Annotated in this window: 18 protein-coding genes; 8 read left to right on the plus strand and 10 right to left on the minus strand. The window is 65.4% G+C overall.

Annotated elements, in window-relative coordinates; genetic code table 11:
- Positions 1-7: 7 nt before the first annotated feature.
- The 3 genes from rplT to infC form a co-directional block, all read right to left on the minus strand.
- On the minus strand, positions 8-388 hold the full coding sequence (gene rplT, locus ACQPXH_RS22365) for a 50S ribosomal protein L20 (protein ID WP_040689024.1): 381 nt from the start codon (positions 386-388) through the stop codon (positions 8-10).
- Positions 389-492: 104 nt separating this feature from the next.
- Positions 493-687, minus strand: coding sequence for a 50S ribosomal protein L35 (gene rpmI / locus ACQPXH_RS22370; RefSeq protein WP_040689021.1), 195 nt, complete (start codon positions 685-687; stop codon positions 493-495).
- A 61-nt stretch (positions 688-748) separates the two neighbouring features.
- Entirely contained in the window at positions 749-1435 is a 687-nt protein-coding gene (gene infC, locus ACQPXH_RS22375) for a translation initiation factor IF-3 (protein ID WP_433603537.1), read from the minus strand.
- 338 nt (positions 1436-1773) lie between these two features.
- Here infC and ACQPXH_RS22380 point away from each other — a divergent pair, with 338 nt between their 5' ends.
- The 3 genes from ACQPXH_RS22380 to ACQPXH_RS22390 are packed head-to-tail and all read left to right on the plus strand — an operon-like array spanning position 1774 to position 4395.
- On the plus strand, positions 1774-2127 hold the full coding sequence (locus tag ACQPXH_RS22380; protein WP_433598487.1) for a DUF1844 domain-containing protein: 354 nt from the start codon (positions 1774-1776) through the stop codon (positions 2125-2127).
- 59 nt (positions 2128-2186) lie between these two features.
- Positions 2187-2807 carry a TetR/AcrR family transcriptional regulator gene (locus tag ACQPXH_RS22385; protein ID WP_433598488.1) on the plus strand — a complete coding sequence of 207 codons (621 nt, stop codon included), beginning with the start codon at positions 2187-2189 and terminating at the stop codon, positions 2805-2807.
- Between the two features lie 46 nt (positions 2808-2853).
- A complete protein-coding gene (locus tag ACQPXH_RS22390; RefSeq protein WP_433598489.1) occupies positions 2854-4395 on the plus strand; it encodes an FAD-dependent monooxygenase in 1542 nt (513 codons plus the stop codon).
- A gap of 219 nt (positions 4396-4614) precedes the next feature.
- Here ACQPXH_RS22390 and uvrA read toward each other — a convergent pair whose 3' ends face one another.
- From uvrA to ACQPXH_RS22405, 3 genes are all read right to left on the minus strand, one after another.
- Positions 4615-7665, minus strand: coding sequence for an excinuclease ABC subunit UvrA (uvrA, locus tag ACQPXH_RS22395; RefSeq protein WP_433598490.1), 3051 nt, complete (start codon positions 7663-7665; stop codon positions 4615-4617).
- 115 nt (positions 7666-7780) lie between these two features.
- Entirely contained in the window at positions 7781-9877 is a 2097-nt protein-coding gene (locus tag ACQPXH_RS22400) for an amylo-alpha-1,6-glucosidase (protein WP_433598491.1), read from the minus strand.
- Positions 9874-10083, minus strand: a complete 210-nt coding sequence (locus ACQPXH_RS22405) for a hypothetical protein (RefSeq protein WP_433598492.1) — start codon at positions 10081-10083, stop codon at positions 9874-9876. Before ACQPXH_RS22405 ends, ACQPXH_RS22400 begins: the two co-directional genes overlap by 4 nt.
- Positions 10084-10667: 584 nt before the next feature.
- Between ACQPXH_RS22405 and ACQPXH_RS22410 the strand changes: the two genes are divergently transcribed.
- Positions 10668-11300 (plus strand): response regulator, encoded by a 633-nt coding sequence (locus tag ACQPXH_RS22410; RefSeq protein WP_387295502.1) that lies wholly within the window; start codon positions 10668-10670, stop codon positions 11298-11300.
- Here the strand turns inward: ACQPXH_RS22410 and ACQPXH_RS22415 are convergent.
- The gene (locus tag ACQPXH_RS22415) at positions 11297-12085 is read right to left on the minus strand and encodes a sigma 54 modulation/S30EA ribosomal C-terminal domain-containing protein (protein ID WP_433598493.1); all 789 of its coding nucleotides are present in this window, start codon (positions 12083-12085) and stop codon (positions 11297-11299) included. The two genes, ACQPXH_RS22410 and ACQPXH_RS22415, sit on opposite strands and share 4 nt — an antisense overlap.
- Before the next feature lie 138 nt (positions 12086-12223).
- Between ACQPXH_RS22415 and ACQPXH_RS22420 the strand changes: the two genes are divergently transcribed.
- The 4 genes from ACQPXH_RS22420 (at position 12224) to ACQPXH_RS22435 (ending at position 18531) form a co-directional block, all read left to right on the plus strand.
- Entirely contained in the window at positions 12224-13963 is a 1740-nt protein-coding gene (locus ACQPXH_RS22420; protein WP_433598494.1) for a sensor histidine kinase, read from the plus strand.
- 439 nt (positions 13964-14402) lie between these two features.
- On the plus strand, positions 14403-15740 hold the full coding sequence (locus ACQPXH_RS22425; RefSeq protein ID WP_433598495.1) for a diguanylate cyclase domain-containing protein: 1338 nt from the start codon (positions 14403-14405) through the stop codon (positions 15738-15740).
- 7 nt (positions 15741-15747) lie between these two features.
- The gene (locus ACQPXH_RS22430; protein WP_433598496.1) at positions 15748-16086 is read left to right on the plus strand and encodes an antibiotic biosynthesis monooxygenase family protein; all 339 of its coding nucleotides are present in this window, start codon (positions 15748-15750) and stop codon (positions 16084-16086) included.
- Positions 16087-16170: 84 nt separating this feature from the next.
- Positions 16171-18531, plus strand: a complete 2361-nt coding sequence (locus ACQPXH_RS22435) for a HelD family protein (protein WP_433598497.1) — start codon at positions 16171-16173, stop codon at positions 18529-18531.
- A 54-nt stretch (positions 18532-18585) separates the two neighbouring features.
- Here the strand turns inward: ACQPXH_RS22435 and ACQPXH_RS22440 are convergent, their stop codons facing one another.
- The 3 genes from ACQPXH_RS22440 to ACQPXH_RS22450 all read right to left on the minus strand — a co-directional run bounded on the left by ACQPXH_RS22440 (position 18586) and on the right by ACQPXH_RS22450 (position 20055).
- The gene (locus ACQPXH_RS22440) at positions 18586-19038 is read right to left on the minus strand and encodes a universal stress protein (protein WP_433598498.1); all 453 of its coding nucleotides are present in this window, start codon (positions 19036-19038) and stop codon (positions 18586-18588) included.
- Positions 19035-19166, minus strand: coding sequence for a hypothetical protein (locus tag ACQPXH_RS22445; RefSeq protein ID WP_433598499.1), 132 nt, complete (start codon positions 19164-19166; stop codon positions 19035-19037). Before ACQPXH_RS22445 ends, ACQPXH_RS22440 begins: the two co-directional genes overlap by 4 nt.
- A gap of 472 nt (positions 19167-19638) precedes the next feature.
- A complete protein-coding gene (locus ACQPXH_RS22450) occupies positions 19639-20055 on the minus strand; it encodes a DoxX family protein (RefSeq protein WP_433598500.1) in 417 nt (138 codons plus the stop codon).
- Positions 20056-20080 lie beyond the last annotated feature (25 nt).

The following is a 20080-nucleotide window of genomic DNA, read 5'->3' on the forward strand; positions in this document are numbered from 1 at the left end:
GGCCGGATCAGGCTGCGGGGGCGTTGACGTCCTGCGGGAGGGCGGCCTTGGCGACGGCGACCAGACCGGCGAACGCCTCGGCGTCGGAGACGGCGAGCTCGGCGAGGATCTTGCGGTCCACCTCGACACCGGCGGCCTTGAGGCCCTGGATGAAGCGGTTGTAGGTGATGTCGTTCAGGCGCGCCGCGGCGTTGATACGGGCGATCCAGAGCTTGCGGAAGTCACCCTTGCGCGCCCGGCGGTCCCGGTAGGCGTAGGTGAGCGAGTGCAGCTGCTGTTCCTTGGCCTTGCGGTACAGCCGCGAGCGCTGGCCGCGGTAGCCCTTGGATGCCTCGAGAACGGAACGGCGCTTCTTCTGCGCGTTGACGGCCCTTTTGACGCGTGCCATGGGTCAGTCCTTTGTCGATCTAGGGGGCGCTGTGCGTGACGCCCTGGAATTGGTCGGTGGTCGGCGTCCGGAATCCCGGTCGCGCGGGTGCTGGCCTAGGTGTCTCAGAGACCCAGGAGGCGCTTGACGCGAGGGACGTCAACGGACGCGACGGCTTCCGTGCCGTCCAGACGACGAGTCCGGCGAGTGGACTTGTGCTCGAGCAGGTGGCGACGGTTCGCCTGCTGACGCAGCAGCTTGCCACGGCCCGAAACCTTGAATCGCTTCGAGGCGCCGCTGTGGCTCTTCATCTTCGGCATGGATTCCTCTATCTGTCTCGTACCGGTGGTCCTCGTCGGACCACCGGTTTTCTGATCGGTATTACTGCGGGTCGGCCGGCGCGACCTGTTCGGCGACCGGTGCGCCCGCGGCAGGTGCGGGAGCGGCAGGCGCTTCGGTGGCGGCGGGACGCGGTGCCCGCGAATCCTCCTGCGCCTTCACCCGCGTCTTCGCACCCTTGTGCGGTGCGAGGACCATGGTCATATTGCGACCGTCCTGCTTGGCGGAGGTCTCGACGAAACCCAATTCGGCGACGTCGGAGGCCAGACGCTGCAGCAGCCGGAAGCCCAATTCGGGACGCGACTGCTCACGACCGCGGAACATGATCGTGACCTTGACCTTCGAGCCGGCCTCGAGGAAGCGAACAACGTTGCGCTTCTTGGTCTCATAGTCGTGGTCGTCGATCTTGGGACGGAGCTTCTGCTCCTTGATCACGGTCTGCACCTGGTTCTTGCGAGACTCGCGCGCCTTCTGCGCCGTCTCGTACTTGAACTTGCCGTAGTCCATGATCTTGCAGACCGGTGGACGGGCATCCGGCGCGACCTCGACCAAGTCGAGATCCGCCTCGAGGGCGACGCGTAGTGCATCTTCAACACGCACGATCCCAACCTGTTCACCACCCGGTCCGATAAGCCGGACCTCGGGAACGCGGATGCGATCGTTGATGCGGGTCTCAGTGCTGATGGGGCCTCCTAGGTCAAGCGGTGTCGTCAGACGACCGCACGCAATAACGGCAACCCCTTTTCAACACAAAGGCCCCGTTGCGGTATTCCGCCACGGGGCCCGAGTCGACCGGCCTTCGAACACGAGCATGCACGTGTTCGACCTTGTCCGTGATCGTCCTCGCCGAGGACCCTCCGCACAAGAAACCCGCCCAGGCAGGGCGGGGGACCGGACCGTTCGACCGTACGATCGCTCGTCGGCAACGGTGGGAGTCGGGCTCCACTTATCAGCCCCGGGCAAGCCGGGGCGGTCGTCAGCGAAAAGTCTAACATTCCCACTCGCTATCGCCGAATCGCCCCGCCCCGGCGACCGCGCCCGACCACCACGATGCCATCCTCGTGCTCATGAGTGACGAGGCAGTATCCGATGCGACCGACGTCCGCGAGTTGGCCGAAATCCCCGCGGTCGAGATCATCAGCCGCGCCGCGATGATGCTGATGAGCGCGGCAGCGGAAAAGCTCGGACTCGCCGACGAGGACCCGGACAACAGTCCGCGCCGCGATCTGGACGAGGCGCGCCGCCTGATCACCGCGCTCGCCGGGCTGGTCACCTCGTCTATCGAATACTTCGGTCCGCATGCCGGTCCGTATCGCGACGGCCTGAAGTCGTTGCAGCTCGCCTTCCGCGAGTCATCGGCGCATCCGGACGAGCCGGGCAAGGGTCCGGGCGAGAAGTACACCGGCCCGGTCTACGCCTAGCTAAATTTGCCCACCGGGAAACATTGCCCGCCGGGCAAGTTTCGTCGTACTCTGGTGTCATGCCAGATGAGCAAGTCCTCGGCCTTCGCGAGCGCAAGAAACTCGACACCCGCAAGGCACTCAGCGACGCGACGCTCGACCTGGCGTTCGAACACGGACTGGCCAATATCACCAGAGAGGACATAGCCGACCGCGCGGGCGTGTCGGTCCGCACCTTCAACAACTACTTCACCGGTAAGCACGAGGCGCTGGCCTACCGGCAGACCGAGCGGATCCAGCGCAGTCTGATCGCACTGCGGAACCGGCCCGTGGACGAGCCGCTCTGGGCCGCGATCACCGCGGCAGTCCTCGAACCACTCGAGGCCGACGGCGCCGGAGACCACCTGCCGACCGCGCGGCAACTGGCGGTCGTTCGCGAATTGCTCGAGGCACCCGAGACCCGAACCGCGGTGTCCAAGGCGGTATCCGACGACTGGATCGAGGCGATCGCGGCACGCACCGGAACCGACGCGGCCCGCGATCTGTATCCCCGCCTCGTCGTCGGCGCGATCGGCGCGATCTACCAGGCCGCTACCGCGACCTATGTGTACGCGGAGCCGCCGGTATTGCTCACCACACTGCTACGACAAGCCATCGACGAGGTAGCCGCGGGACTTCCCGCGCCTTCCGTCAACGGCTGACTCACCGCACACTCACTTTTCAACGGCAACAAGAGGTGTATTTGTCATGCCCGAAAACTCTTTCGACGTAGTCATTTCCGGTGCCGGACCGAACGGGTTGATGCTCGCCTGCGAACTCGCACTGGCCGGCGTGCGTCCCATCGTGCTGGAGAAACTGAGCGAGCCAAGCACCGAGCCGAAAGCGAACGGCCTTGTCGGCCAGGTGATTCGGCTGCTGGATATGCGCGGCCTGTACCACGAATTCGGCGGCGCGCCGGGCGCTCCGCAGCCGGTGCCCGGCTATCTGTTCAGTGGGATGCCGGTGTCATTCGCCGAAGTCGCGAACAATCCGATGTACGCGCTGCCCATCCCCCAGCCGAAACTGGTTCGCCTGTTGGAGAAGAGGGCACGCGAACACGGTATCGAAATCCGTTGGGGCCATGAGCTGACCGATCTGGTCCAGCGGGACGGGAGCGTGACCGTCACAGTGACGGGTCCCGACCGCGCGTACGACCTGACCACCACGTACTTGGTCGCGGCTGACGGCGGCAAGAGCTTCGTCCGCAAACACACCGGAATCGAATTCCCCGGCAGCACAAACGCATCGAAGTTGGTCCGGATGGCACATGTGAGCGTGCCGGAGGAACTGCGAACTGGAGACGGCGGCATCCTGATTCCCGGCCTCGGGCGACTCCCCTTCGGACATAACCGACTCGAACGTGGCATGTTCATCTTCGCGGAGCTCGAAAGCGGCCGCCCATTGGTAGGGACCATGGAGTTCGACGGCGATCCGGTACCGGAGGACACGCCGATGACGCTCGACGAACTACGCGTAAGTCTGCGGCGGGTGCTCGGTGTCGACCTGCCGATCGCACCACCGCCCGGACCCGGCCCGCACGCCTTGCGCCGTACCGAAGGCCAGAACACTCGACTGGCCGAACGCTATCGCAACGGAAATGTGTTCCTGCTCGGCGATTCCGCCCACGTGCATTCGGCGATGGGTGGCCCGGGCCTCAACCTCGGTTTGCAGGACGCGGCCAATCTCGGTTGGAAGCTCGCCGCACAGGTGAACGGTTGGGCACCGGTGGGACTACTGGACACCTATCACTCCGAGCGATACCCGGTCGGCGAGCGCGTAATGATGCACTCACTGTCCCAGCTCGCACTGATGGCGCCCGGTCCGGAGGTCACCGCGCTGCGCGAGTTCATGGGCGAACTTCTCAAAGCACCGGAAAGCGCTGGACATATCGCACATCTGCTGGCCGGATCCGATATCCGCTACGACATCGGCGATCCGCACCCACTGTCCGGACGCATGGTCCCGGACCTCATCCTCGAAACCTCGGAAGGCCGAACGCGTATCGCCGATCTACTCCACTCGGCACAAGCTGTACTGGTCCAATTGACCGAGAACAGCGGGTTCGCCGATATCGCGGGCGACTGGAACGACTGCGTCGACACCGTCATCGCGACCTGTCCGGACGCGCCCGCTGACGCGCTACTCGTCCGACCGGACGGATATGTGGCATGGGCGGGCGAAGTCGGTGCCGAAGATGACCGACTCCGGAACGCATTGACGCGGTGGTTCGGTCCAGCTCGGAGCTCGTAGGCACGCCGATGCGGCCCGCCCGGAACCGCGGAGATGCCGCCCGGGTGGGCCGCGAGCAGCGCGGGGCGATCCGTGCCGCCGCTGCGCGTGCGCGCGGCCATCTCGGTGACCCAGACCCAGCGTTTGCGTCGAACGTAGTCGAATGGTGGTCGCCCACAGCGAATTCGACCGCCATATCACTACGCTCGGCGAGCCGCCGTTCACCGGTTGTCCAACATATCAGCGCAGCGCGGCGGCCTTTCGCGATGCGCGCTTCGCCGCGGCGGCATTCGGTGCCGGAATCTTGGCAGCCGTCGCCTTGGTAGCCGTCGCATTGGTAGCCGCGGAATTGTTCGTCGCCTTCGTGGCGGCCTTCTTGGCCGGGGCCTTCTTCGCCGCTGCCTTCTTGGCCGGAGCCTTGGGCTGGGTCGCGGCGGACCCTGCCAGGACCTCCTTCAGGAACTGGCCCGTGTAGCTGTCGCCAACTGCCGCAACATCTTCCGGGGCGCCTTCGGCGACGACCGTACCGCCGCCGGAGCCGCCCTCGGGACCCATATCCACCACCCAATCGGAGGTCTTGATGACGTCCAGATTGTGTTCGATGACGATGACCGTATTGCCCTTGTCCACCAGGCCGTTGATGACGAGCAGCAGCTTGCGAATGTCCTCGAAGTGCAGGCCGGTGGTCGGCTCGTCGAGGATGTAGACGGTGCGTCCGGTGGAGCGCTTCTGCAGTTCGGCCGCCAGTTTGACGCGCTGTGCCTCACCACCGGAGAGAGTCGGCGCGCTCTGGCCGAGTCGCACATAGCCCAGGCCGACGTCGACCAGGGTCTTGAGGTAGCGGTGGATCGAGGTGACCGGCTCGAAGAAACCGGCGGCCTCCTCGATCGACATATCGAGCACCTCGGCAATGGTCTTGCCCTTGTAGTGCACCTCGAGCGTCTCCCGGTTGTACCGGGCACCGTGGCAGACCTCGCACGGAACATACACATCCGGCAGGAAGTTCATCTCGATCTTCAAAGTGCCGTCACCCGAACATGCTTCGCAGCGGCCGCCCTTGACATTGAACGAGAACCGGCCGGGCTGATAGCCGCGGACCTTCGCCTCGGTGGTTGCCGCGAACAGGGTCCGGATCTTGTCGAATACGCCGGTATAGGTGGCCGGATTCGAGCGTGGCGTCCGGCCGATCGGCGACTGGTCCACCTGCACGAGCTTGTCCAGATGATCGAGGCCGTTGATTCGGGTGTGCCGGCCCGGCACCTGCCGCGCACCGTTCAGCTTATTCGCGAGCACGGTCGCGAGAATGTCGTTGACCAGCGTGGACTTACCGGAACCGGAAACACCGGTGACCGCGGTGAGCACGCCGAGCGGGAAGCTGACATCGATATCGCGCAGGTTGTGCTCGTTCGCGCCGACCACGGTGAGCTGGCGCTTCTTGCTCACCGGCCGCCGCACCATCGGCACCTCGATGCGTTCGCGGCCCGAAAGGTATGCGCCGGTCAGCGATTTCGGGTCGGTGAGCAGTTCCTGATACGGACCGCTGTGCACGACTTCACCACCGTGCTCACCGGCCAGCGGACCGATATCGACCACCCAGTCCGAGGCCCGAATGGTGTCCTCGTCGTGTTCGACCACGATCAGCGTATTGCCGAGATTCCGCAGCCGCGTGAGCGTTTCGATGAGCCGCCGGTTGTCGCGCTGGTGCAGACCGATCGACGGTTCGTCGAGCACATACAGCACACCGACCAGCCCGGATCCGATCTGGGTCGCCAACCGGATGCGCTGCGCCTCACCGCCGGACAGCGTCGCCGCGGCCCGCGACAGGCTCAGATACTCCAATCCGACATCGAGCAGGAAGCCCAGGCGCGCCTGCACTTCCTTGAGCACCTGCCCGGCAATGGCGGTCTCCCGCTCCCCCAGCGTCAAGGCATTCAGGAATGCCGAGCAATCACCGATCGACAATTCGCTCACATCGGCGATGGACTTCTTCGCACCGCCCGAGGCGATGGTGACGGCCAGAATTTCCGGACGTAGCCGAGCACCGTTGCACACCGGGCACGGCACATCGCGCATATACCCGTCGTAATGCTCCTTCATCTGCTCGGATTCGGTGCTCTCCATACGCCGCTGCAGAAACGGCATCACGCCCTCGAAATCGGCGTAATACGAACGCTTTCGGCCGTACCGGTTGGTGTAGGAGACGTGCACCTGATCCGAACTGCCCTCCAGCACCGCCTTGCGTGCCTTCGGCGGCAGGTCCTGCCACGGCGTATCCATGGAGAATCCGATGGATTCGGCCAGACCCGACAGCAGCCGGGTGAAGTATTCGGCGGTCTGTCCGCGCGACCACGGTGCGATCGCGCCCTCGGCCAGGCTCAATTCGGGATCGGGCACCACCAGTTCCGGATCGACCTCCTTGCGGATGCCGAGTCCGGTGCAGTCCGGGCATGCGCCGTAGGGCGAGTTGAACGAGAACGAGCGCGGTTCGAGATCCTCGATATCCAGGGGGTGACCATTGGGGCAGGCCAGGCGTTCGGAGAACCGGCGCTCGCGATCGTGGGCGTGCTCGTCGCGGTCGACGAAGTCCAGTACCACGATGCCGTCGGCCAACCGCAGCGCGGTCTCGATCGAATCGGTAAGGCGCTGTTTGGAACTCGACTTCACCTGGAGCCGGTCCACCACGACCTCGACGTCGTGCTTCTCCTGCTTCTTCAGCTTCGGCGGATCAGCGAGCGGATACACCACGCCATCGACCCGGACGCGCGAATAGCCCTGGCTGTTCAACTGGTCGAACAGATCGACGAATTCGCCCTTGCGGGTGCGCACCACCGGCGCGAGCACCTGGAATTTGATGCCCTCCTCCATGGCGAGCACCTGATCCACGATCTGCTGCGGACTCTGCTTGGCGATCAGCTCACCGCAGACCGGGCAGTGCGGAGTACCGGCGCGCGCGTACAGCAGACGCAGGTAGTCGTAGACCTCGGTGATGGTGCCGACCGTCGATCGGGGGTTGCGGTTGGTCGACTTCTGATCGATCGAAACGGCAGGCGAAAGGCCCTCGATGAAGTCGACGTCGGGCTTGTCCATCTGCCCGAGGAATTGGCGCGCGTAGGCCGACAGCGATTCGACATAGCGGCGCTGCCCCTCGGCGAAGATCGTGTCGAAGGCGAGGCTGGATTTGCCCGAACCGGATAGACCAGTGAACACGATGAGACTGTCGCGGGGCAGATCGAGGTCGATGCTCTTGAGATTGTGCTCCCGAGCTCCGCGCACAGTGAGGCGTTCCGCCACCAGGTGTCCCTTCTCGATCGTGTCGGTCCAACAGACGTGATACCCCCAGCGCCATGCTAGGCCGACCCACCGACAAGTTTCGTCGCACGCCGGGTTCCCCGGTCATCGGTCCAGGTCAGGAGTCGGATCGACGCAGCTTTCCAGCCAATCCGCTGAGCTGCCAGCCCCCATTGTCCACGGTGACGGTGAGCACATCGGACCCCACCCGGACCCCGCTCACCCGTAACGGCAGATACCGGTCCGGCACGGCGGGCGCGACCGACGCCGAGCCGGTGCCCGGCTCCAACCGCAACATGCTCCGCATGAAAAGCAGCGGCGCCGCCGACGCCCACGCCTGCGGCGAGCAGGAGGTCGGATACGGCACCGGCGCGTCGAACTCCGCGCGGTCGAAACCGCTGAAGAGCTCGGGCAGTCGATAGCCGAAGCGGGTCGACGCGTCGAGAACCCCGTCGATCACACGGTTGGCATGTTCGGTGAAGCCGTAGCGCATCAGTCCGGCGGCGCAGATCGCGTTGTCGTGCGGCCAGACCGAACCGTTGTGATAGCTCACTGGGTTGTAGGCCCCCATATCGGTCGCCAAGGTGCGGATACCCCACCCACTGAACATCTCCGGCGACAGCAGGTGATCCGCGACCGGCCGCGCCTTGTCCTCGTCGATGATCCCGGTCCACAGGCAGTGCCCGATATTCGAGGTCAGCGCGTCGATCGGTCGCTTGTCCCCGTCCAGACCGATGGCGAACCAACCGTGCTCGGGCAACCAGAACGTCTTGTTGAACGCTTCCTTCAATGCCGCCGCCTTGGCACGGAACCGATCCGCGGTCGGGTGATCGCCGACATCGGCCGCGAGCGCCGCCCGGGCCACATACGCGGCGTACACATATCCCTGCACCTCGGCGAGCGCGATCGGCGCCTCGGGCAGCCTGCCGTCGGCGAAGTTCACCCCGTCCCAGGAGTCCTTCCACCCCTGATTCGCCAAACCGTGCTCGGCCGCGCGCTGATACTCGACGAATCCGTCGCCGTCCGCGTCACCGAAGTTTTCGATCCACTCCAGCGCCCGATCCGCGTGCGGAAGCAGCTCGTTCCTGGTCTCGGCGTCCAGTCCCCACCGATGCAACTCACCGAGCAACATCACGAAAAGCGGTGTGGCATCGGCGGTTCCGTAGTACACGGTGTCACCGCCGAGCAGCGACGTCGCCGCCCGCCCGAACCGCACCTCGTGCGGTATCTTTCCCGGCTCCTCCTCGGTCGTGGCGCGCACCTCGCCGCCCTGCAGACCCGCCAGACTCTGCAGCGTGCCGACGGCGAGCCGCCGGTCCAGCGGCAACACCATCCATGAGGTGAGCAGCGAGTCCCGCCCGAACAGCGCCATGAACCACGGCGCGCCCGCGGCGACCACCGCCCGTTCCGGATGACCTGGATCGAAGATGCGCAGTGCGCCGAGATCGACGACAGCGCGGCGCAGTACCTCAGCGAGTGTCTGATCGTCGGTCTGCACCGACGGCGAATTCTCGTACCATTCGCGCATCCGCAGTGCGGGCGCGCTGTGCGAGATCGGATTCCCACACTGATGCCGCGGCGTCACCACCGAACCGAGCGTCGGCTGGTACTGGATGCACACCGACCACTCCCCCCGCCCTGGCAGCTCGACCTGCCAGCGCAATTCGCGATCGACCGCGGTCGCCCCCGCGGCGGTCACCGTCACCGCCAGCGGCAGATCGGTCCGGCTGATCTCGACCGTGCCCGCCGTCGCCTTGCTCTTGGTGACCACCACGCTGTCGCCGATCCGCCCTTCCTTCACCTCGAACAGATCGGCGAAATCGGCATCGAGTTCCAGCACCACCACACAGCTGATCGCCGCCCCGGAGAGATTGCGGACGGTCACGTCATCGCGCATACCGTCGCCGACATACCGCGCGACGGTCACCAGTGCCGTGCTGTCGGCGCGTCCGGGCCGCGGCGGCGTCCTGGCCAGCAGCGTCGCGCTGTAGGGCTCGGTGTGCTGGACAGTGAGCGGTTGCGGCGCCAACCCGTCGACGGTCAGCCGCCACCGCGACAGCACCCTGGTATCGCGCACGAACAATCCCTCGGCACGATTCGGGCTGATGACACCGCCGTCCTCGCTGATGCAGAAGGTCGAGCCCTCGACCAGGGTGACCCCGGCGACCGCCCGGGGTGCCCCGGGATCGCCGCCGTCACCCCATGGGCTCGTCAAGCGACCGGCGTGGGCAGCACGGCCCGGCTCGTCGCTACCCGAGGCGCCGGTGGCACCTCACGCGGTTCGGGGTCGTCGGCTCCCATCAGTGGACGCACCCGCCCAGTGTAGTAGCGCCACTGCTCCGGTTCGCGGATCTTGGTGATCATCACCAGTTTTCGGCGCGCCAGCCGATCCAGACCGCCGGATGCGCCCGTTTTCCGCATTCATCCGGCCGACGAAGGCGATGTAGCCACCAGCGCGGGCACGCACGGCGGCACGAACAGTCCGATCTTCATGGACACGTCCACGCGTCTTCGGGTCCCCGCTGGGAATCGATAGCTGGGGAATCGATAGCTGGGAACTCTCGAATGGCGCGGCCATGTGCGAACCGCCATTGCACGCCGCATTCTCCGCATCGGAACAGGGCGTCCCGGTGGTCGACGAAGGTGCCTATAGCATGCGAACCACAATCGGGACAGCTCCGCGGCGGACCGAAAACATTGCCGAAATCGAGCGTCGCTGAATATGTCATTGTTCGACATAACTATGCATGGGCCCTCCAAGGCCGCGCTACCAAAGACCGCTATGAATGACTCCGGCCTCAGCATACCCGGAACCCCGATGCGCACAATGCCATTCAAGCGGTCGGTTTCTTTCGGTGTTTCGATAGCGCTCGTCGGTAAATTCAAGTCGCCATTACTCGAAATTGTCGTTCCCGACATACCGGTGCGGCCCGCCGAGGGATACCTTGTCGGGTAGGACCAAACGCCGGGGCGCACGAGATCCCCTGCACCACACAGGAGGTCGCGTGATCACAGTGTTCCTCGTCGACGACCACGAGATCGTTCGGCGCGGCCTCGTCGACCTGCTGGAGAGCGATCCGGAACTCACCGTGATCGGCCAGGCCGGCGATGTCGCCGACGCCATGGCGGGCATTCACGCTCTGCGACCCGATGTGGCTGTACTGGACGTCCGACTTCCCGACGGCAACGGCATCGAACTGTGCCGCGACCTGCTCGCCGAAATCGACGATTTGCATTGCCTCATCCTGACGTCCTACACCGATGAACATGCCATGTTGGACGCGATATTGGCAGGCGCGAGCGGCTATGTCGTCAAGAACATCAAGGGCATGGAATTGGCCGCGGCGATCAAACAGGTCGGCGCCGGGCGTTCGCTATTGGATAACCGCGCGGCGGCCGCACTCAAGGCCCGGCTACGTTCCAGCACCGAAAAAGACGGGCCGCTGGCCGGTCTCACCGAGCAGGAACGCCGACTGCTCGCACTACTGGGCGAGGGATTGACCAATCGACAAATCGCGGCGCGAATGTTCCTGGCGGAGAAGACCGTCAAGAATTACGTCTCCCGGCTTTTGGCCAAACTCGGCATGGAACGGCGCACCCAAGCCGCGGTGCTGGCCTCCAAATTGCGCGAGAGCTAGCGAATTTCGACCGGAACGACGACGGTGAGATCCCCGTCGTAGCGGCGGTACAGCAGGCGGCCGCGGCCGCTGTCGGCATCGGTGAAGAACAGGAACGGCAATCCCTTGCGGCACAGCCGGGTCACCGCCGCCTCCTCGATCAGGACCGGCGCCGGATCCGAATCCATGATCAGGGGTAGGGAATTCACCGTGAGCGGCCGCGGCGCCGGAGCCTGCGGCGGCTGTGTGGTGCGCTGCCTGGTCAGCCGGATGCCGACCGGATCGGCCCAGCTCACCAGGGCGTCCTCACCGGTTTCGGCATCGATGAACAGGTACGAGTCATAATCCATCGCATCCATCACCGCCGACGCCTCGGCGGGCGTACCGGTCAGCAACGCGCAGTGCTTCCTCCGCACGATCGGGCGCGGCTCGGTGACCCTGGCCAGGGGCGGACGCGCCGGATCGGGCCACTCGCGTGACTGTTTGGTCGCCAGCCGGGCGATCTGACGGTCCAGCCGTTCCACCGCGAAGGTCACCGCGAAGCCGCGCGGACCGGTGACCTGCACGCGGGTCGGGGTGTCGTGTATGCGAATGTTGGCCTGTACCAACGTGGGTTCTTCCGAATCCACCGGCGCGGTCACCCGCACCCGCGCCGCTGCGTCGAGATGGTGCCGGCGCAGTACCCGGCCGATGCCCCGCACCGCCCTGGTCACATCCGCGGGCGGCACCGCCCCCCGGGTGGTCACGGCGAGTTCGGGGTCGGCGGCAGTGGCCCACAGCTCAGACGAACGCAACGGCGAATTCATAGGACAACCCTACTTTCTATTCCCGGTGTGCGACCATGCCATCACCGCTACGCCATCGCGAACAGGGCCGAAAGTCCTCGATCGACCAACTAGACTGGCGTAGGCGCTATTACGCGCCTGCTAGAACAGGATGCCGTTATGACCGAAGAGCTGGGCAGCGGCCTCTATTCGGTACGCGACACGCTGTCGCAACTTCGGCTGCGGGAGCTGCTGTCGGAGGTCAAGGAACGCGTCGAGCTGATCATCGATTCCCGCGACCGGATGGACGGCTTGGTCGAGGCGATGCTGACCGTCACCTCCGGCCTCGATCTCGATGAAACGCTGCGCGCCATCGTGCACACCGCCACCAGCCTGGTCGACGCCCGCTACGGCGCGCTCGCCGTACGCGGACACGAGCAGCAGGTCACCCAGTTCCTCGACGAAGGCATGGACGACACCATCCGAGAGCGCATCGGCCGGCTTCCCGCCGGACACGGCGTACTCGGCGAGGTGTTCACCCAACCCAAACCGCTTCGCCTCGACGAACTCTCGAAACACCCCGCGTCCGTGGGGTTTCCAGAACACCACCCGCCGATGCACACCTTCCTCGGCGTCCCGGTGCGCATTCGTGACGAGGTCTTCGGCAGTCTCTACCTCACCGAGAAAGCCAATGGTCAGCCGTTCACCGAGGACGACGATGTACTCGTGCAGGCGCTGGCGGCCGCGGCCGGCATCGCCGTCGACAACGCCAGGCTCTACGAATCGGCGCGCACCAGACAGGCCTGGATCGAGGCCACCCGCGATATCGCCACCGAATTCCTCGCGGGCACCGAACCCGATCTGGTGCTCGCCCACGTCGTCGACCATGCGCGCACCCTGACCGGCTCACATCAATCGTTCCTGGCCAGCACCGCGGTACCGCAACGCCAACTCGCCGCGGTCTCCGAACTCGTCATTACCCAATGGTCCGGTCCGGGTAGCGGATTCGACGGACTGATCGTGGACGCCGACGGCACCGCACTCGGCGAGGCCTTCACCCGCCGCACACCGCTGCGCTTCGACGATGCCGCCCTGATCGACCTCGGCGTCCCACTGCACGATGTCGGGCCCGCGCTGATCCTGCCGCTGTGCACACCCGACGCCACCCTCGGCGCGCTGGTCACCGTGCGTCCCATCGGCTCACCGCCCTACCCCGACGAACTCGTCGAGCTGACCAACGCGTTCACCGACCAGGCCGCGCTGGCGATGCAACTGGCCGAAACCCAGCGCAGAATGCGCGAACTCGATATCCTCGCCGACCGCGACCGCATCGCCCGCGACCTGCACGACCATGTGATCCAGCGGCTGTTCGCCATCGGGCTCACTCTGCAGAGCGCGGTACCGCGCGCCGACGTACCCGAAGTGCGCCAACATCTTTCGACGGTCATCAATGATCTGCAGGAGGTGGTCCAGGAGATCCGCACCTCCATCTTCGATCTGCACGGCGGCAATGGCGGCAGTATCGAATTGCAGCAGCGGATCGAGGATGCGGTGCGTCAGCAGACCACCGATTCGCCGCTGCGGGCCACCGTGCAGGTGACCGGACCGCTGTCGGTGCTGGAGGCCGAATTGGCCGATCACGCGGAGGCGGTGGTGCGTGAGGCGGTGAGCAATGCGGTGCGGCATTCCGGCGCGGCGACCGTCTCGGTGGAGATCAGCGTGGCCGATGATCTGACCATCGTGGTCACCGATGACGGCTGGGGCATCCCGAATCACGTGATCCGCAGCGGATTGCGGAATCTGGAGCAGCGGGCCGATAAGTCGGACGGGCAGTTCACCATCGGCCCCGCGGTGGCGGGTATGCACGAAACAGAGGGCATGCCGGGAACGAAATTGTCCTGGTCGGTGCCGCTTCCGTAAACGGCCGCAGTCGACGGGACCGAGCACGACCATCGAATTGTTGCCGCCCATGCCGAGCGAAGCCGAAGCCGTAGCCTGGTTGTAGCGAGGCCGCGGATTTCCCGCTCAGCAGTCCCTGCCAGAGCGTCTCCCGACCCCAGCCGTACCCGCTGACCGCCCCGATCCCGGCGATCGTCATATGATCTTGATGGTGCTTTTCACTGTTCGGGTTGGTACCCGGCATGGCATCGCTCGTTCACCGGCTCCCGGGGCCGAAGCGACATTCGGCTCGAGAAATGTTCACAAATCCGGGTTCTGTAGTGATCACCAGATAGCGGCGGATGAAGTGGCCGGACTGTGAGCGAAGCAATAGCGTCGACGATGTGATCTTGTACACGTCGAGACCAGAATAATCCCATGTTCCAATGGCCATGATCGGGTCGATGATCGGGGGTTCGGAGTGGATCAGGACAACGACGTCGGGGTCGACGCCGAGCAGCTGGCTCAGCGCTACCGGTCCCTGGTCGAACACACCCCGGACGGGATCGTCGTGCACGAGCGCGGCACCGTCGTCTACGCCAATCAGGCCACCGCGCGCATGCTGGCCGCCGACAGCGCCGACGAGGTGATCGGCCAACCGCTGACCAAGTTCGTCCATCCCGATTCGGTATCCGGCATGGTGGACCGCATCAGCCAGCTGACCACCGCGGGCGCCGCCTCCGATCCCACCGAGATGGAGCTGATCCGGGTCGACGGGGAGATCGTCCCGGTCGAGACGGTTTCGGTGCTCACCGCATGGCACGACCACCTCGCCTATCAGGTGGTCATCCACGATCTCACCGCCCAGCGCGCCGCCGAGGCCGCTCAGCGCCGCGCCGAACAGCACTTCACCACGGTGGTCTCGCAGTTGGAGGAGGGCGTGGTGGTGATCGACCGGAACGGCCGCATCGAATCGGCCAATCCCGCGGCCGTGCGGATCTTCGGCACCGACGAACGCACCGGTGAACTCATCGGAGCGACCATCGATGAACTGCCGCTGATCCTGCTCGACGCGAATGCCCAGCCGCTGCCGCCGAGCCGACATCCGCTCGCACGCACCTTGGCGACCGGCGAAACGATCACCGGATACATCTTCGGCGTCGACCGGCACGACGGTCAGCGTCGCTGGCTCTCCGGCAGCTCGCGGCTGCTCAATCCGGGCGATCCGGAATCATCCGCAGTGTCCTCCTTCGCCGACATCACCGAATTCCGGGCCAGTCGAAGGCAATTGGAGTTCCAGGCCACACACGACTCACTGACCGGTCTGGCCAACCGCTCACTGATCCTGTCCCAACTCGCCAATGCGCTGGCCGCCAGCGAGGATCTGCCGGTCTCGACGGTGCTGTTCATCGACCTGGACGGCTTCAAGGTGATCAACGACACCCTCGGCCACGCGATCGGCGATACCGTGCTGCAGATCGTGGCCCAGCGGTTGCAGCGCGCACTGCGCGGCACCGATCTGGTCGGCCGGCTCGGCGGCGACGAATTCCTGGTACTGCTGTCCGGCCGGACCCGACGCGTCGATCTCGACTCGCTGGTCGAGCGGCTGCGCTCGACCATGTCCGAGCCGATCATCGCGCGCGGGCACCGGATCGAGGTGAACGCCTCGATCGGCGTGACCGAACTCGCGGAGGGCGACAACCGCACGCCCGAGGCGGTGCTGCACGACGCCGATCTGGCAATGTACCGCGCCAAGCCGACCGGCCATCGGGAAGGCACCAGCCTGGGCCGCAGACCGAATAATACGCACGCTTCCTGAGGGTTCCATGATCATCGAACACGCGCTGTTGCCCGTCCGCCCCGCCGAGTCGGCGGCCTTCGAGGCAGCGTTCGCCGAGGCCAGGCCGATCATCGAGAGTATGCAGGGCTTCCGGTCGCTATCGCTGTCCCGGTGCGTCGAGGCGCCCGACACATATTTGCTGTTGGTGGGATGGGAACAGTTGAGCGACCATGTTGATGGCTTCCGCGGGTCCGCCGGATATCAGCGCTGGAAGCAACTGCTGCATCACTTCTACGAACCGTTCCCCGTCGTCCAACATTTCACGCCGGTCCTGGCCACGGACCCGCTACCTGCGGTTACAGCGAGCCCGCCGAACCAGCAGTAGACTCGATAACTCTGTTTTCAATGGCGTTCGCGTGCACCGTGACCTGCGTGTGCACCGGCTCATCGCGGTGACAAGGAGTTCAGTTTGCCCGACCGCCTCACTCAGGATCGTGCCGCGCACGACGGCACACCCGAGCGGAACCGCGAGATCGACCTGGAGCAGGCCTACCTGTCCGTGCTCTACGAACGACTCGACGATATGCGCGAATACGCCACGAAACGGCTGCGCACCGTGCTGCTGGAAACCGGCGGAACCCCGCAGGCCCGGACCGAACGCGAATCCTTCAGCCAGCTCTATTCCGAGGATCTGGCCAAATACGACGCCGCCGAACACGGCCTGTGTTTCGGCCGTATCGACCTCGACGGTGAGGTAGAAGGCGAATACCGCTACATCGGCAGGCTCGGCATCCTCGACGAGAAGGACGATTACGAGACGCTGCTGCTGGATTGGCGCGCGCCCCTGGCCCGTCCGTTCTATCTGGCGACGACCGCCGCCCCGGACGGGGTGGTCCGGCGACGACATATCCGGTCCCGCAATCGTCGGGTCACGGCCATCAATGACGAGTACTTGGACCTCGACGCCGCTCGGACCGCGGGTGTGACCGATGGTGAGGGCGGGGTCGGCAGCGAGAGCGCATTGCTCTCGGCGCTCAATGCCGCGCGCACCGGCCATATGAACGACATCGTCGAGACCATCCAGAGCGAGCAGGACGCGATCATTCGCTCCGAGCACAAGAGCGTGCTGGTGGTCCAAGGCGGTCCGGGCACCGGTAAGACCGCCGTCGCACTGCATCGCGCGGCGTATCTGCTCTACACCTACCGTCAGCAATTGGCCAAGAGCGGAGTGCTGATCATCGGTCCTAACGCCACCTTCCTCGACTACATCGGTCAGGTGCTGCCATCGCTCGGTGAGACCGGCGTGCTGCTGTCCACCATCGGCGATCTGTATCCGGGAGTGAAGGCCACCCGCGAGGATTCGCTGCGCGCCGGAGAGGTCAAGGGCTCGCTGGCCATGCTGGAGGTGCTCAAGCAGGCGGTGCGGGACCGTCAAGAGGTGCCCGCCGAACCGGTCCGCCTCACCTTCGACGGCTATCCGGTCACATTCGATCGCAAGATCGCCACCAAGGCGCGTGGTCGCGCCCGCTCCTCGCGGCGTCCGCACAATCTGGCCCGGCCGATCTTCGCCTCCTCGGTCATCGACGCGCTCACCGAACAACTGGCCCAGACCATGGGCGCGGATCTGTCCGGCGGCGACCGGGGGATGGCAGGAGGCGCAGCCGACGGGGCGGGTAAGGAAAGTCTGCTCAGCCGAACCGATCTCGCCGAGATCCGGGACGAAATGCGCGCCGATCCGGAGATCCAGGCGGCCATCGGCAAGCTCTGGCCGATCCTGTCGCCGCAGGAGGTGCTCGCGGATCTGCTGGCCGATCCGAAGCGACTCGACCGGGCCGCGAGCAGTCTGGATCCGGCCGACCGAGCCGAACTCGCGCGTTCGGACAACGGCGAATTCAGCGCGCCGGACGCACCACTGCTCGACGAACTGGCCGAACTACTCGGCATCGACGACACCGAGGAACGCGAACGCGCCCGCCGTCGCTGGCGGGCCCAATTGGCCGAGGCGCAGGACGCGCTCGACATCCTGACCGGTTCCGCGCCACAGGATCTCGAGGACGACCTCGATCCGGAGATCCTGATGGCCTACGACCTGATCGACGCCGGCCAGCTGGCCGAACGTCAGGATGTGCGCAATCGACAGACCACCGCGGAACGCGCGGCGGGTGACCGCAATTGGACCTACGGCCATGTGATCGTCGATGAGGCGCAGGAACTTTCGGAGATGGCCTGGCGGATGGTGATGCGCCGCATACCTAATCGCTGGGTCACTGTGGTCGGCGATGTGGCGCAGACCGGCGATCCGGCGGGCGCCTCGTCCTGGCAGCGGATGCTGGAACCCTATGTGGCACAACGATGGAAGCTCACCGAGCTGACCGTGAACTACCGGACCCCGGCGGAGATCATGGCGGTCGCGGCGGATGTGCTCGCCGAGATCGATCCGGCGACGTCGGTGCCGCGGTCAGTTCGGGAGACGGATGTCCGGCCCCGCGCCCATGCCGTCGATGCGAGCGAATTGCGCAGTGCGGTAGCGCAATTGGTAGCAGCGGAGACCGGCCCCGGTACCACGGCCGTCATCACACCGCACGAGATTGTCGCGGACTTCGCCGAGTTGGCGGGCGAATCCGTCCGTGTGCTCACGGTGCACGAGGTCAAGGGCCTGGAATTCGACGCGGTCTATCTGGTGGAACCCCAGGGGATTATCGACGAATCGCCGCGTGGGATGAACGACCTGTACGTGGCACTGACCCGGGCGACCCAGCGACTCGGCGTGGTGCACACCGGCGACCTGCCACCGGTGCTCAGCGCACTCGATCGACGCGCACTGGACTGACGACGACAGCCGCACGCTCCAGGGAATGTGCGGCTGTCGCTTCGGCTCTACTGCTTACCTGACGGTGTGCACGATCAGCACATCGGAGCGGGACTTGCGCGCCACATCCGAGGGCACCGAACCCAACAACCGGCCGGCCAGTGTGTTCAGGCCGCGGTTACCGACGACCAGCAGATCGCCCTCGACCTCCTTGATGAGCGCGAGCAGGGATTCGACGGGCTCACCAACGATCGCACGCTCGACGATCTGCTCGGCGCCCGCAGCGGTCGCGCGGTCGCGGGCGGTTCGCAGGATCTCACTGGTGGGCGCGGAGCCGCGCACCTGGTAGGCCTCGTCCTTGAGCACATCGGCGGCGGCGGCCACATCGCGATCGTCGGTCGGGTAATACGCGCAGGCCACGACCAGGGTGGCACCCGCGGCGGCGGCCAGCGAAGCGGCCTTGTCGACGGCGACGTACGACGAGTCCGAGCCATCGGTACCGACGACAATGGTCCGGTAGGCGGTCATGCCTCCACCTCGCCAGCGCTCGGCTCCGGCATGACCGCCTGTGGCGCTGCGCCCATGACCGCCTCCGGCGCTGCGCCCATGACCGCCTCCGGCGCTGCGCCCATGGTTCGCTCGCTTCGCTCCCTCACGGCTTTCTCCTCCAACTATGTGGTGTCGGGTGCCTGCGCCGGTGCCACGTGGAGTCGTGGCACCAGCGCGGCGACTGGGGTCGACCATAGCGGCAAATCGACCGGAAATAGCAGAAATCGCAACACGTCACACTTCGGGAGTTCTGGGTTTACCGACACAGGTTCACCCGGCGAATGCCGCAGGACCTTTGCGACCTGGGCGGATCTAATTTCGGGGGTCCGCGACTTGTGATCCATCACAACCGGCGCGAACGCCCTTGCCTCCCTGGGATATCCATCACATATACCCGACCGTGACCGCTATACGGCGGCAATGTCGGCCCGACCGGGACGGGTAAGAACGTACCCGGCCGGACGGACGCCATCTACCCGGTGCCGCAGTAACCGCGATGGAACTCTGTCGACCCGAAAATGCCGTAGGCGTCTTTACGGCTCACAATATCGGGCGCGATCAGCGCAAATCCGGTCGTATCTACAGACCGGTGAAAAGCGGTCCGGTGATGGTCAATCCGAGTTCGTCGACATGCGCGAAGAAGGCGAACAACATCAGCGAAGCGCCAGCGAGCGCGAGATCCTTGTTGAAATGGATCATCTCGCCCTGCTGGGCCTGCGGATCGGTCTCCTTCCAGAACTGGTGCATCAGGAATGCCGTCGGCACCAGCATGATCACCAGCAACAGTGCCCCGAGGTCGGCCCATACGCCGAGCAGCACGCTGAGGCCGCCCACCGCGAGAACGACCCCGCCCGCTCGCACCGCGACCCGCGGCTGCGGCAGCCCGCGACTCCGCGCATAATCGGTCATCGCATCGGTCTGCGTGAAATGCCCGAACGCGGAACTGAAGAACAACACCACGAAAAGTATTCGCCCTATCAACACCAAGACATCCATCACGAACTCCTCATTCGCCGATGTG

The sequence above is a fragment of the Nocardia sp. CA-135953 genome (genome assembly GCF_050955735.1).
Taxonomy (GTDB): domain Bacteria; phylum Actinomycetota; class Actinomycetes; order Mycobacteriales; family Mycobacteriaceae; genus Nocardia.